General features: G+C 39.0%; 15 protein-coding genes and 1 pseudogene. 7 read left to right on the top strand and 9 right to left on the bottom strand.

From position 1 onward, the window contains the following. Positions 1-17: 17 nt before the first annotated feature. Positions 18-674 carry a CBS domain-containing protein gene (locus AEX56_RS01210; protein WP_049617590.1) on the bottom strand — a complete coding sequence of 219 codons (657 nt, stop codon included), beginning with the start codon at positions 672-674 and terminating at the stop codon, positions 18-20. 205 nt (positions 675-879) lie between these two features. Here AEX56_RS01210 and AEX56_RS01205 point away from each other — a divergent pair, with 205 nt between their 5' ends. From AEX56_RS01205 to AEX56_RS01190, 4 genes are all read left to right on the top strand, one after another. Next, the gene (locus AEX56_RS01205) at positions 880-1,722 is read left to right on the top strand and encodes a hypothetical protein (protein WP_049617589.1); all 843 of its coding nucleotides are present in this window, start codon (positions 880-882) and stop codon (positions 1,720-1,722) included. Positions 1,723-1,830: 108 nt separating this feature from the next. Beyond that, positions 1,831-2,178, top strand: coding sequence for a response regulator (locus AEX56_RS01200; protein ID WP_049617588.1), 348 nt, complete (start codon positions 1,831-1,833; stop codon positions 2,176-2,178). Further along, positions 2,130-2,519, top strand: a complete 390-nt coding sequence (locus AEX56_RS01195) for a winged helix-turn-helix domain-containing protein (RefSeq protein WP_082326135.1) — start codon at positions 2,130-2,132, stop codon at positions 2,517-2,519. Before AEX56_RS01200 ends, AEX56_RS01195 begins: the two co-directional genes overlap by 49 nt. Further along, positions 2,428-3,555, top strand: coding sequence for a sensor histidine kinase (locus AEX56_RS01190; RefSeq protein WP_082326134.1), 1,128 nt, complete (start codon positions 2,428-2,430; stop codon positions 3,553-3,555). The genes AEX56_RS01195 and AEX56_RS01190 overlap by 92 nt, the downstream gene beginning before the upstream one ends. Positions 3,556-3,959: 404 nt before the next feature. On the opposite strand, the gene AEX56_RS01185 is transcribed toward AEX56_RS01190, so the two are convergent. The 7 genes and pseudogenes from AEX56_RS01185 to AEX56_RS01155 all read right to left on the bottom strand — a co-directional run bounded on the left by AEX56_RS01185 (position 3,960) and on the right by AEX56_RS01155 (position 9,395). After that, positions 3,960-4,670 (bottom strand): ABC transporter ATP-binding protein, encoded by a 711-nt coding sequence (locus tag AEX56_RS01185; RefSeq protein WP_049617585.1) that lies wholly within the window; start codon positions 4,668-4,670, stop codon positions 3,960-3,962. Beyond that, a complete protein-coding gene (locus tag AEX56_RS01180) occupies positions 4,670-5,434 on the bottom strand; it encodes an ABC transporter ATP-binding protein (protein ID WP_049617584.1) in 765 nt (254 codons plus the stop codon). The genes AEX56_RS01185 and AEX56_RS01180 overlap by 1 nt, the downstream gene beginning before the upstream one ends. Then, positions 5,434-6,258 carry a branched-chain amino acid ABC transporter permease gene (locus tag AEX56_RS01175; RefSeq protein ID WP_049617583.1) on the bottom strand — a complete coding sequence of 275 codons (825 nt, stop codon included), beginning with the start codon at positions 6,256-6,258 and terminating at the stop codon, positions 5,434-5,436. The genes AEX56_RS01180 and AEX56_RS01175 overlap by 1 nt, the downstream gene beginning before the upstream one ends. A gap of 2 nt (positions 6,259-6,260) precedes the next feature. After that, positions 6,261-7,002: pseudogene (locus AEX56_RS01170) on the bottom strand (branched-chain amino acid ABC transporter permease). A gap of 168 nt (positions 7,003-7,170) precedes the next feature. Beyond that, positions 7,171-8,352, bottom strand: coding sequence for an ABC transporter substrate-binding protein (locus AEX56_RS01165; RefSeq protein WP_049617582.1), 1,182 nt, complete (start codon positions 8,350-8,352; stop codon positions 7,171-7,173). Positions 8,353-8,438: 86 nt separating this feature from the next. Then, a complete protein-coding gene (locus AEX56_RS01160; RefSeq protein WP_049617581.1) occupies positions 8,439-8,708 on the bottom strand; it encodes a DUF2129 domain-containing protein in 270 nt (89 codons plus the stop codon). A 96-nt stretch (positions 8,709-8,804) separates the two neighbouring features. Beyond that, on the bottom strand, positions 8,805-9,395 hold the full coding sequence (locus AEX56_RS01155; protein ID WP_049617580.1) for an ATP-dependent Clp protease proteolytic subunit: 591 nt from the start codon (positions 9,393-9,395) through the stop codon (positions 8,805-8,807). 285 nt (positions 9,396-9,680) lie between these two features. Here AEX56_RS01155 and AEX56_RS01150 point away from each other — a divergent pair, with 285 nt between their 5' ends. The 3 genes from AEX56_RS01150 to AEX56_RS01140 are packed head-to-tail and all read left to right on the top strand — an operon-like array spanning position 9,681 to position 11,799. After that, positions 9,681-10,025 (top strand): PadR family transcriptional regulator, encoded by a 345-nt coding sequence (locus AEX56_RS01150; RefSeq protein ID WP_049617579.1) that lies wholly within the window; start codon positions 9,681-9,683, stop codon positions 10,023-10,025. Next, the gene (locus AEX56_RS01145) at positions 10,013-10,759 is read left to right on the top strand and encodes an HAAS signaling domain-containing protein (RefSeq protein WP_049617578.1); all 747 of its coding nucleotides are present in this window, start codon (positions 10,013-10,015) and stop codon (positions 10,757-10,759) included. The genes AEX56_RS01150 and AEX56_RS01145 overlap by 13 nt, the downstream gene beginning before the upstream one ends. Then, on the top strand, positions 10,756-11,799 hold the full coding sequence (locus AEX56_RS01140) for a DUF4097 family beta strand repeat-containing protein (RefSeq protein WP_049617577.1): 1,044 nt from the start codon (positions 10,756-10,758) through the stop codon (positions 11,797-11,799). Before AEX56_RS01145 ends, AEX56_RS01140 begins: the two co-directional genes overlap by 4 nt. A gap of 74 nt (positions 11,800-11,873) precedes the next feature. Here AEX56_RS01140 and upp read toward each other — a convergent pair whose 3' ends face one another. Next, positions 11,874-12,503 carry a uracil phosphoribosyltransferase gene (gene upp / locus AEX56_RS01135; RefSeq protein ID WP_049617576.1) on the bottom strand — a complete coding sequence of 210 codons (630 nt, stop codon included), beginning with the start codon at positions 12,501-12,503 and terminating at the stop codon, positions 11,874-11,876. Between the last annotated feature and the right edge of the window lie 4 nt (positions 12,504-12,507).

Genomic DNA, 12,507 nt, shown 5'->3' with positions numbered 1-12,507 from the left:
CCTTTTCTTGTATTTTCTTATATCTTCTTAGCAACTGTTGGTAAAACACTATCCACTTTAATGCCTTTTGCAGCAAAATCAGCTAGGAGCAGATCTTGGTCAATTTGTCCTTCCGATTGAATTTCTACTACTGTCAAACCATTTTTATCACCGACTTGTACAGTGCTGATAATATTGTAACCACGTTGCGCCACGATTTCAATGACTTGTGCTAAGATGCCTTGCTTATTTTCTACTAATGTTCGAATACGAACCCCTTCTTCGCCATAACCAGAAACATGAAGAAATGCTGCAAAGACATCGCGGTCTGTAATCACACCGTACAACTGTCCATTGTCCAAAACTGGCAAAATTCCCACCTTGTTTTTGTACATAAGATAAACCGCATCTTCCAAACTTGCATATTGTGAAACAGTAATAACATCACGAATCATGACATCTTTCACTTTTGTCTTATTCAGCAGATAGTTCATTTCACAAATGGAAAGACTCGTTGCTTTTGATGGACTTGCTTCAGCAATTGTTCCCTCAGTCACTAAACCGACAAGTACATCATTTTCAATAACAGGCAAACGATGAATATCTTGCTCACGCATCAAATCTGCTGCATGAGCGATCGTTGTATCGGGTGAAATGTAGATTACCTTACGGGTCATAAAGTCTTTTACAGCCATGAGAATTCCTCTATTCTTTCTAATTCTATTATAGCATAAATTAGAAAGCGATTGCATCTCTTTTACAAAAGTCTGTGTTCTTACTCACTGTCTGTGACGTTTTTGTGACATTTCTAACGCAAAATTACGGAGAATTTCTATTTAGAATACTTTATACTTTAGTCATAGTCAAAGATGGCTAAATAAAAGAAAAGAGGATTCTCTCATGAAAAACAAAAAACAATCACTCAAACTTATTTTCGCTAGTTTTGCAGCTGCAGCCACTGTCGCTGTTGTCCCTCTCGGTCAGACAGTTGCTTTTGCAAATCAAAATTCAACTCCACAATTGACCATCGAAACCTTTGATTGCACAACTCTATCAAGCCCAGATTACTCTGAGTACAAGACATTATCAGACGATGAAAAGAATCAGCTCAAAGAAGCCGATAAAAAAATCCAAGGCATTTTTGCAGAAATGGATGCTGTCCTAGATCAAGAGGGCAATGTAAAAGACCAAGCTGCATTTGATAAACTGCAAGCCCAATTAGATGAAACCTTCAACTCAACAGAAAGCATTCAGGCTAAGGTGGAAGCAGAAAATGCTGACAAAGCTAAAAAAGAATGGACAGACTATATCAATCAAAGCAATTTAACGGATCAAGAAAAAGCTGATTCCCTAGCAACTTCAGATAAAATCGAAGATTTAGAAAAACAATTGAATCAACTATTTGATAAAGAAGGAAACGTGTCAGATCAGACCAAAGTAGACAAATTAAATACTGAGCTAAACGGCCTTTATGATCACCTAAATCAGTTAGACTCTAAAATTGAAGTCGCTCAAATCAAAGCCAATAAAAATTTGACCGAAGATGAAAAAAATCAGCTCATCACAACTCACGAACAAATAAACAAACTCCTGACGGAATACGAAGCACTGTTTGATAAAGAAGGCAATATCAGCGACCAAGAAAAAGCCGATGAGTTAGATAAAAAATTAGAAGAGCTAGAATCATCTATTGAGACGATTGAAGCCAAACTCTATGACACGACAGCAGATGCTGCCAAGTAATAGCTTATCTCACTTGCGATACCACTTTTCATCGAAAGCTTGCCTAATCGCTAAAAATACGATACAGTAAAGTCACATGATTTTACTGTATTTATTTGGAGAAAATGAATGAAAAAACGCATTTATGCCGCGGATGATGACGCCAATATCCGTGAAATTTTGGCCACATTTTTAGAGGACACTGGCTATCACGTTTCTGTCTTTGAAACTGGAGATGAACTGCTTTCTGCCTTTGAGAAGGAGCCATGTGATTTGATTCTACTGGATATCATGATGCCGGGACGCTCAGGTTTAGAACTGACGAAAGAAATTCGCCAGATTTCCACAGTCCCAATCATTCTCCTGACAGCTAAGGATACCGATATGGATTATGTCTTAGGCATTAATTCTGGAAGTGATGATTATATATGGAACAAGGACAGGCTAAATCAGATGATGTACGGTTTGGAGATTTGATCTATTCTGATAATGATCATGCCATCTATGTCTCCGAGAACAACCTCCATCTGACAGAAACAGAACTCCAAGTGATGCTCTATATGATGGAACAGGCTGGAAAAGCTGTCTCACGCGATGAATTATTAGATGCCATCTGGGGAATGTCCACAGATTTTGAAACACGAGTGACCGACGAAACCGTTCGTCGTATTCGAAATAAATTGGCAACACAGAACAGTCAAGTAAACCATCGTTACTTTATTTCTCATGACTGCTATATTGGTATCCCTCCTAGGGCTCTTCATTTTCCGTGTGACCATGAGAAATTACATTGCAAATCAAGCAGAGTTGGCTATTGAGGCTTCCCAAGTCATCTATTCAGGAGAAAATCTGGATCAGGGGGAGGAAGAAAGTAGGCTATTTGCAGAAGTACTTGAATTAAATACGGACTACAGTCTTCCAGATATTCCCTCCTCTGAAGATAATGTGGGCCGAACAGGTTTATCCTATTACTACTATGAAGATCAACAAAGATTAGTGCAATGGGCAAGCAAAAACAGAGGACTCAACAACTTTTCCCAAACCAAAATAGGTGAAAAATATTACTTTGTTAAGTTGGTCAACGTCCATAAACAACTACTTCTTCTATATGTGGATGCTAGTTCGGAAGATAAACTGGTTCAAAAAATCTCATTTATCTTGCTCGTTTCCTTAGCTATCAGTCTGATTGGAGTAGGTTTATTCGGGCTCCACATGGGGAGTCGCCTCGAAAAGGACCAACAAAAACAAAAAGAATTCTTTGAAAATGCTTCTCACGAACTGAAAACTCCTCTCATGGTGATTCAAGGTTATGCGGATGGCCTCTCTCAACGTCTCATCCCTCCTAGCACAGCTAGTTCTGTCATTTTACAAGAAAGTAATAAAACGGCCAACTTGGTCGACGAAATTCTCCATCTTTCGCGTTTGGAAAATGGTAGCTTAAAAGTCGAAAAAATAGAGTTCTCTTTGACGGATTTTTTAGAAAATCTCCTCTATCAAACAGAATTTAGAATGAAAAAACGAGGAATACGCCTTGAAACAAACATTTCAGAAGCCACTATTTCTGCTAATCCACAACTATTGGAACGGGCCATTTCAAACATTTTAAGCAATAGTCTGCGCTATGCAAAAACCTATATTCAGATTGAAGCCGATAGTCACCACATCATGATTGAAAATGATGGACCTCTACTATCATCCGAAGATTTATCTCGGACTTTCGATCGTTTTTACATAGGAAAACAAGGACAATCAGGTATTGGCATGGCTCTGACAAAAGAAATCATTCAACAGCATGGTTGGAAAATCTCTGCACAAAATACTGAAAATAGTGTTCAGTTCATTATCACATTTTAAAGAATTTTTCAGGTAAAAAGAAATATATATATAGAAAAAGCTAGAAAAGATTAATCTTTTCTAGCTTTTTCTACTTCATCTTTAAGGGATCATCTACTGATATTTAGAAATCCTGATTGTAAGGATAAAATGGGAGAAATAGTAAAATCTGAATCGCCAAACTAATCTCCCAAGTCACTCCTCTCCTATTTCTATGCTCTGTTAAAATCTATCCATATACTCCTAGGTTCAGGGCTAATTTGTCGCAAGCTTCAAACGCCCCTATTTTTCAACCTAGAAAGGTCTACCAGACTAGCGACTGACCGGCGGTCGTCCCATTTTCGACCTAAAACAAGTCTCTCAGGCTGTTATGGACCAATCTTCGATTGTCCTATTTCCAACCTAAAAAGGTCCACTGGACCTTTTTAGCCACCTAGATATGCTTTTTTGACTTCTTCTGATTCGAGGAGTTCTTTTCCTGTGCCGGTGAGGACGATTTTCCCTGTTTCTAGGACATAACCGCGATCAGCAATCGCAAGGGCTTTGTTGGCATTTTGTTCGATCAAGAGCACCGTTGTTCCTTGTTTTTGAATATCTTGGGTAATATCAAATATTTCTTGGATAAAGATTGGAGCAAGTCCCATTGATGGCTCGTCCAAGAGCAAAAGTTTAGGTTGGCTCATGAGGGCACGACCCATGGCCAGCATCTGCTGCTCACCACCTGAAAGAGTTGCAGCGTCTTGGTTTTTACGCTCTTCTAAACGCGGGAAACGTTCAAAAATTCGTTTGAGATTTTTTTGATTTTCTTCCTTATTTTTCTTGAGGAAAGCTCCCATTTCTAAGTTTTCCATAACGGTCAATCCAGCAAACACGTGACGACCTTCTGGAACTTGTGCCAAACCATCTGCCACAATCTTATGAGCTGCTACTTTTTGGATGTCATTCCCTAAGTAAGAAATCGTTCCTGAAGATGGACGCACCAAGCCAGAAATGGTCCGCAAAATAGATGTTTTCCCCGTACCATTAGCACCGATAAGGGTCACCACTTCTCCTTCATTGACTTCAAAGGAGACATTTTTGACTGCTTCGATGACGCCATAATGGACAGATAAATTGTCAACTTTCAACATAGACATTAGATGTCACCTCCTAGGTAGGCTTCAATAACGCGTTTATTATTGCGAATTTCTTCTGGTGTCCCGTGGGCGATGAGGCGACCATATTCTAGAACATAGATACGCTCTGTTACTTCCATAACCAAACTCATATCGTGCTCAATCAACATAATGGTAATATTGAATTGCTCTTTGATTTGACGAATGAGTTGAGTCAATTCAGCTGTTTCATGCGGGTTCATGCCAGCAGCTGGTTCATCCAAAAAAAGGATTTTTGGCTCTGTCGCAAGCGCACGAACGATTTCCAAACGGCGTTGTTGCCCATAGGGCAAATTCTTTGCAAGGACATCTGCATATTTGTCTAAATCAAAAATTTTCAACAAGTCCAAAGCTTTTTCTTTCAGGGCTTCTTCATTTTTATAAAATGCTGGTAAACGTAAGAAGCTTGCTAAAACGTGCGATTTGGAATGATTATTGAGACCAATCAGAACATTTTCTAAAACAGTCATATCTTTGAAAAGACGAATATTTTGGAAAGTACGTGCAAGACCCAGAGAGGCAATTTTTGAAGGAGCTTTGCCATTTAACAAAGTGTCTGCCAATGAAATCGTTCCTTCACTTGGCTCATAAACGCCCGTCAAGAGGTTGAAAAGAGTTGTTTTTCCAGCACCATTTGGACCTATCAAGCCGACCAATTCTCCAGCTTGCAATTCCATTGTCACGTCGCCCACAGCAGTTAATCCACCGAAATGCTTGGTTAATTTTTTTACTTCAAGAAGCGCCATTAGTTAGTTTCCTCCTTTTGTTTGAAGAATCGCGACAAGGGCAATTCTTTAGTCCCCAAGAGACCACCTGGACGGAAAATCATAATCAAAATCAGAGCCAATGAGTAGATAATCATGCTGATGTCTGAATAATTTTTCAAGAAAACATTCAAGATTCCCAAGGCAATAGCAGCAAGGAAAGTCCCCGTCATAGAACCAAGTCCACCCAATACGATAATGATGAAGATATTTACAGATGTCATAAAGGCAAAGTCCTTCGGTACAATAGCCCCAACGTAACCTGCATGAAGACCACCCGCCACGGCTGCAGTCATAGCACCAATGACAAAAGCCACCACTTTCATCTTAGTCGGATTGACACCGACAGACTCCGCTGCAATCTCATCTTCTCGAACGGAAATAGTTGCACGACCAATTGGGCTGCGCAAGAAATTGAGGGTCAAAATAGTCGTCACGACAACAAATGCATAGACCATTTGCCAGTTGGTAAATAGCGGAATACCGATAATACCTGCTGCACCATTGGTCACATCGCTACCATTGATGATGACGATACGGATAATTTCCGCTACCCCCAGTGTCGCAATCGCCAAATAATCACCTTTCAGACGAAGGGTAGGGATACCGACCAAGAGAGCGATAATTCCAGACACAACCATCCCTACGACCAATGCGATGATAAAGCCAGCATAGTTTGGCATTCGCGTACCGATAATACCGACTGTATAAGTCAACATCCCTGTCGAAATTAATGTATTCAAGATAAGGAAGCCTGCAACCAAGATAACGAACCAGGCTATATTTGCTTTCGAATTCTGTTTCATGGTTACACCTTCTCTTTCACATGTTTGCCGAGGAGACCACTTGGACGAACCAAGAGAATGAGGATAAGGACAATGTAAACAACCGCATCCCGGAAATCGGAAAGTCCCACGGCAGTTGCCAAAGTTTCTAAAATCCCGATAACAAAACCACCAAGTGCTGCACCAGGAATAATCCCAATACCACCCAAAACAGCTGCTACAAAACGCCCGCCGCGCCTGCTAAGGCTGACCCCAAAGCAAAGGTAAAGCTGATGGTTTGATTCACGTTGATCCCCATCAATTGCGCTGCATCACTATCCACAGAAACTGCTCGCATAGCTTTTCCCATCTTAGTTTTTTTGACGATAAATTGCAGAGCAACCATCAAGAAAATCGAAATCCCCAAGATAATGAGCTGGACGTTACTGATGCTGATTGGACCCAAATTATATTTTACTGTTTCAATCGCCTGTGGAAATGGACGAACATCGGCTGAGAAGAAGTAGATCATAGTGTATTCTAAAAAGAAAGACACCCCAATCGCCGTAATCAGAGCAGCAATCCGAGTTGAATTAAAATCAAGGCGATGAAAAAATTCAAATGAAGACCATTGATGAGGTAGTAACCTATGAAGGCTCCCATCATATATAAATCTCCATGAGCAAAGTTAATCAGTTTGATAATCCCGTAAACCATGGTATAGCCGAGAGCGAGAAGGGCATAAACAGAGCCCAGAATCAAACTATTGACAAGCTGTTGAAGCATGCATGCACCAAACTTTCTAATCCTAAATGGTATAATTTCAATATTTTTATATTATACAAAATTTTCTGACATTTTATAAGTTATTCTAGCTGAAAAAAATCATTTTCTAACAATCTATTTACAAAACCAAGAAGTCCAGAACGATTGTTCCAGACCTCTCTCATTTGCTTATTTATCGATACGGATAGTATCTATTGTGTCTTGCTCTCCATTTTTAAGACCAACGACGTAAACTGTTTTCACAACATTGTGCTCTTTATCGATTGACACGGTTCCTGTTACACCTTCAAAATCTTTAAGTGCTGCTAAATTGTTTTTGATATCGATCGATGTTTTAGCGCCTTCAGCTGCTTTTGCTGCCATGTGAACAGCATCATAAGCAAGTGCTGAGAACATGGATGGTTCTTCACCATATTCCGCAACATAAGCATCATAGAAAGCTTGCGCTTTTTCACTTGCGGATATGACAAAGGCAGAGAGATAGTACACACTATTAGAGGCAGATTTCGTTGCCAATTGTGCAAATTGTGGTGAGTCAAATCCGTCAGGTCCGAGGATTGGTGCATCAATACCCGCTTCACGGATTTGTTTGGTGATGCTTCCTGTTTCATTATAATAACCAGGCATAACAATAGCATCAAAGTCTGCATTCTTGAATTTTGTAATGGCTGCTTGGAAATCTTTATCTCCTGAAGCAAATGTTGCTTCGGCTACAACCTCTCCATCAAATGAGTCTTTGAAGGTATCAGCGATTCCTTTTGCATAATCAGAAGAATTATCATAATAGAGAACCACTTTTTTAGCTTGAAGATTAGCTGTTGCGTACTCAGCCATAAATTCCGCTTGGTTTTCATCCGTAAAGGTTGCACGGAAGAAATAATCTTGAACTTTACCAGACTTGTCAGCAACCAAATTGGTCTGTGTTCCTGAAGGTGAAATCATCGGAACACCAGCTGATGTCACGCTAGAGATAGAGGCTCCAGAAGCTCCAGACGTAGCAGGACCTATAATGATATTAGCCCCTTCACTAGTCAAAGCTGTCGCCACAGTTGCCGCTTCGGCTGTTTCAGATTTGTTGTCCTTAGAGATCGCTTGCAATTTTTTGCCATCGACACCACCGTCAGCATTAATTTCTTTAATAGCTAATTTAGCACCTTTTTCCTCAAATTGTCCATAAGAAGATGTTACACCTGACAATTCTAAGTTGAATCCAACTTTAATAGTAGTTCCAATTTTAGTACCTGCAGCATCTCCAGCTGCGGTATTACTTGTAGGCACATCCGAACAAGCAGTAAGAAGCACTGCAGACGCAAAGCTAGCAATCGCTAGCATCCATTTTTTCATTTCCATAATTCACCTAAAACTTTCTTAGTTAAAATAATATGTTTATAATATACTGAATTATCAGAAAATTGTCAACAAAAAGAAAACATTTTTCACAAAATATTTTCCTCAGTGGTGCGATAGAGATTTCCAACAAAATCCTGATCAATTTCTTTGACATAAGAAGGAATCACTTTCTTAACAATTTTTTCTTTTTTGAGCTTCATCATGCTTTCTTCTACTGCTTCTTGGTTGACATATAAGACTACGTAGCGCATACGTCGGGAATGATAAACAACATCCCCATACTGATTTAACTTGCGAGCATCACGATTATAATGCAAATAGACAGACAAACTCAATCGTTCTTGTTTCTCAAACATACTTTAATCCTTTTCTTCTACTTCTTCCATTATAGCATGTTTTGAGGTTTTTGAGCAAATGCAAAAGAAGCCAGCTAGCTGACTTTTTCTCTCTTATTATTTCAATTGGTCATTGGCCATGATTTGATCAATAAAACCGTAAGCCAAGGTTTCTTCAGCACTCATCCAATAATCGCGTTCTGCATCTTTGTGGATTTGTTTGATTGTTTTTCCTGAATTATCCGCCAAAATTTTCTCTAATTTTGTACGAGTCTTCAAGAGGTGCTCTGCAGCAATGGCCATATCGGTTTGTTGCGTACCACCACCAGTTCCACCCATTGGTTGGTGAATCATATATTCTGCATTTGGCAACATGAAACGTTTGCCTTTGGCACCGCTTGAAGCGATAATGGTTCCCATGCTAGCTGCAGTTCCCATGACAATAGTTTGCACATCTGCTTTGATAAAGTTCATAGTGTCTACAATAGCAAGACCTGCCGAAACAGACCCACCAGGTGTATTGACGTACAAGTAGATATCTTTAGTAGGATCTTGAGCATCCAAAAAAAGGAGCTGCGCAATGATAGAGTTGGCCATATTGTCTTCAACTTGACCTGTTAACATAACAATACGGTCCTTGAGCAAGCGAGAATAAATATCATAAGAGCGTTCGCCACGACTAGTTTGTTCAATTACTACTGGAATCATAGAATATCCTCATTTCATTTTCTATTACCATTCTATTATAAATATTTGGTCAAGAAAGGTCAAACAAAAAGTTCACTTAGCCAGTAAATTCTATCCTCTCCATATCTTGATATTTTTCCTGCTAAGAGCAATTCATTTTTTTAACATTTCTTTGAAAAATGTCGCTATTTCCTATTGACAGGATCCACTAATGGATTTATAATTGTTATATATAAAATTTAAACATATGTTATTATAAAATACAGATCAATTTTTTCCTTATCCTACATGCAAAGGAGGTCTATTATGCATTTTCCTGTTCCAGCAGTGCTGACAGAATTTCTCATCATGAGCATATTAGAATCAACAGATTCCTATGGTTATGAAATCTGTCAGACCATCAAGCTCATTTCTAATATCAAAGAATCCGCTCTCTACCCCATTCTAAAGCGGTTAGAACAAAATAATTTTCTAACAACTTATTCTCAGGAATATCAAGGGAGAATGAGGAAATATTACAGTTTAACTGAATTAGGACATGAGGAATTGATACGTCTTAAAGAGGATTGGGATGTCTACACATCTACGATCAACGGTATTATAGAAGGGAGCGTTCGCCATGACAAAAAACTGAATACATGGCTCAATTAGAGAAGTACTTGAAAAAATTACCACATAAGGAATTTCAAGAAGCCATTACCTTTTTCAATGAATATTTTGATGAAGCAGGTCCAGAACGTGAAGCGACTATCATAGAAGAGCTCGGTACGCCTAAAGAAGCAGCGAGTGATCTGATTAACAACATCCTCCAACGACACATTGAAGGAGATAAGGAAGTTGGAACAGATACAGTGCGCACATTTTCTATAGGAAAGATTCATCTGTTTCTACTCCTTGTCTTTGTGCTGTCCCTCCTCTTTTCATTCATTTTACTTTCAGTTGAGCCAATTCTTGGTATCATGGCTATTTTCATTGTTTCTATCTTTGGAGCTTTCTATCTGGGAAAAAATTGGCAAGAATTTAAGACCACAAAGAAAATTGTCTGGTTGGCTATCTTGGCTGTCTTGTCCCTTCCAATTGCCATTCCTGTTCTCATTTGCTTGATTTTACTACTGATTACCATCACCTTTGTGGTACTAGGCTTATTGCTTGTTGGTTTATTGGCAAGCATCACAACTTTCATCGGTGGCACTTACTTTATTTGGGAAGCCTGCAGTCTCTTCTCTCAAGGTTTTAATGTCTTTCTATTGGGCATGGGGACGGGATTATCATTCGTGGGCGGTGCCATTCTTCTCTTCCTCCTTACAGGATTTTTCGCGTATTGGTCTTGGCAATTCATCAAGGCTAGCTTCAAATGGATTTTAAATAGAGGTAAACGAGTATGAAAAAGAAAGCAATCACTACCGTTATCATCGGATTCACCACTTTGATGATTGGCTTAATATTAGTAGGAATTGGATTTCTTACAGGTGGTATCCAGCAGTTAACAGAAATTAGTCAACCAGATCAAATCACGAAAGATTATAAAGGATTATCGGCTATTAAAGTTGAATCAATGCCTCATGAAGTCATCATCCAAGAATCAAGCGATGATCAATTTCATGTGACTTATACAGATTCTAAAAATAACTTGGGTAACGCTCTGCAATTAAAGCAAACTGATAAAGAACTTACTGTAACTGCCAAACGAAGAGAATTTCGAATCAAGGGTATTTTACAAGTGTTGGGAGAAGTTCTTTCACAAGAATACCAAAATAGTAACACCATTACGATTACTATTCCCAAGAATAAGACACTTGATAAATTCACTATCCAAACTTTTTCTTATACCTCTATTGAAAATAGTCATATCAAAGAAGCTACTATAACAGGTGGGCTTCGTTTACAGAATGTCCAAATCGATTCGGGTCAATTAAGTGGTTATTATATATCTGTCAATCAGTCAACTTTGAAAAATCTTACCATTTCTTCTCACGAAAAAAATATTGATTTGATGCAGTCTCAGCTAGAAAATAGTACTATTAAGAGTTACTCTTATCTAGATGCTTCAGAATTAACTCTCAAAGGCGACAATCATTTTACCCCTGCCAAAGAGCAATTGACGGAAACCAATATCGACCTCACAGATCAAAGCTTACAAAATTTGAATTGGTATATCCAAAATAAAGTGAACAAACAATCTTTGGCTGAAGGGCTGGGCTACGGTGGTTTCAGCGAAAGTGAATTAGCTGATCTTTACAAAGAGAACCAATACCTTCAAAATGAGTTCCAAAAAATCGGAATCTTTACAAGTGATAAATATGAAAAATTGCCTGTGTTATCAAATGACAAAGAGCACACTCTCATACTAGATAAGAAAGAGAGCAAAAATAAGCTGACCATTGAAACGACCAATGCTACTATTAACATCCGAACACCTGAATAGATAGGTCCTGACGCTCCTCAAACTTGCACAAAAAAACCATAAACACTTGACGATGCGTTTATGGTTTTTATTTTCTATTTTGTACCGAAGAGGCGATCACCAGCGTCACCAAGACCTGGAACGATGTAGCCTTTTTCATTGAGTTTTTCATCCAAAGCTGCTGTGTAAATATCGATATCTGGGTGAGCTTCTTGGAGAGCTTTTACACCTTCAGGAGCAGATACTAAAGCCACGAATTTGATGTTTGATGCGCCACGTTTTTTCAATGAATCAATAGCCAAGATAGCTGAGCCACCTGTCGCGAGCATTGGGTCTACGACAAAGATATGGCGTTGATCAATATCGTCTGGCAATTTGACCAAATACTCTACTGGTTGAAGAGTTTCTTCGTCACGGTACATCCCGATATGACCGACTTTTGCAGATGGAACTAAACTCAAGAGCCCATCCACTAAACCAATTCCAGCACGCAAAATTGGGACAATGGCTAATTTTTTACCAGACAATTGTTTTTGAATAGTGGTCGCCACAGGGGTTTCGATTTCAACATCTTCAAGAGGAAGATCACGCATGACCTCGTATCCCATCAACATAGAAATCTCATTGACCAATTCACGAAAATCTTTTGTAGAGGTTGTTTGACGACGTAAAATGGACAACTTATGCTGAATTAGTGGATGTGAAATGACTTGGAATTTTCCCATGATC

It is taken from the genome of Streptococcus sp. X13SY08 (genome assembly GCF_001182825.2).
GTDB lineage: Bacteria > Bacillota > Bacilli > Lactobacillales > Streptococcaceae > Streptococcus.
This window is presented reverse-complemented; position numbering and strand designations above follow the sequence as displayed.

What these genes read in the sequence shown, in the direction of transcription:
- AEX56_RS01210 (WP_049617590.1), bottom strand. Translation starts at nt 674, where the DNA reads ATGGCTGTAAAAGACTTTATGACCCGTAAGGTAATCTACATTTCACCC.
- AEX56_RS01205 (WP_049617589.1), top strand. Translation starts at nt 880, where the DNA reads ATGAAAAACAAAAAACAATCACTCAAACTTATTTTCGCTAGTTTTGCA.
- AEX56_RS01200 (WP_049617588.1), top strand. Translation starts at nt 1,831, where the DNA reads ATGAAAAAACGCATTTATGCCGCGGATGATGACGCCAATATCCGTGAA.
- AEX56_RS01195 (WP_082326135.1), top strand. Translation starts at nt 2,130, where the DNA reads ATGGAACAAGGACAGGCTAAATCAGATGATGTACGGTTTGGAGATTTG.
- AEX56_RS01190 (WP_082326134.1), top strand. Translation starts at nt 2,428, where the DNA reads ATGACTGCTATATTGGTATCCCTCCTAGGGCTCTTCATTTTCCGTGTG.
- AEX56_RS01185 (WP_049617585.1), bottom strand. Translation starts at nt 4,670, where the DNA reads ATGTCTATGTTGAAAGTTGACAATTTATCTGTCCATTATGGCGTCATC.
- AEX56_RS01180 (WP_049617584.1), bottom strand. Translation starts at nt 5,434, where the DNA reads ATGGCGCTTCTTGAAGTAAAAAAATTAACCAAGCATTTCGGTGGATTA.
- AEX56_RS01175 (WP_049617583.1), bottom strand. Translation starts at nt 6,258, where the DNA reads ATGAAACAGAATTCGAAAGCAAATATAGCCTGGTTCGTTATCTTGGTT.
- AEX56_RS01165 (WP_049617582.1), bottom strand. Translation starts at nt 8,352, where the DNA reads ATGGAAATGAAAAAATGGATGCTAGCGATTGCTAGCTTTGCGTCTGCA.
- AEX56_RS01160 (WP_049617581.1), bottom strand. Translation starts at nt 8,708, where the DNA reads ATGTTTGAGAAACAAGAACGATTGAGTTTGTCTGTCTATTTGCATTAT.
- AEX56_RS01155 (WP_049617580.1), bottom strand. Translation starts at nt 9,395, where the DNA reads ATGATTCCAGTAGTAATTGAACAAACTAGTCGTGGCGAACGCTCTTAT.
- AEX56_RS01150 (WP_049617579.1), top strand. Translation starts at nt 9,681, where the DNA reads ATGCATTTTCCTGTTCCAGCAGTGCTGACAGAATTTCTCATCATGAGC.
- AEX56_RS01145 (WP_049617578.1), top strand. Translation starts at nt 10,013, where the DNA reads ATGGCTCAATTAGAGAAGTACTTGAAAAAATTACCACATAAGGAATTT.
- AEX56_RS01140 (WP_049617577.1), top strand. Translation starts at nt 10,756, where the DNA reads ATGAAAAAGAAAGCAATCACTACCGTTATCATCGGATTCACCACTTTG.
- upp (WP_049617576.1), bottom strand. Translation starts at nt 12,503, where the DNA reads ATGGGAAAATTCCAAGTCATTTCACATCCACTAATTCAGCATAAGTTG.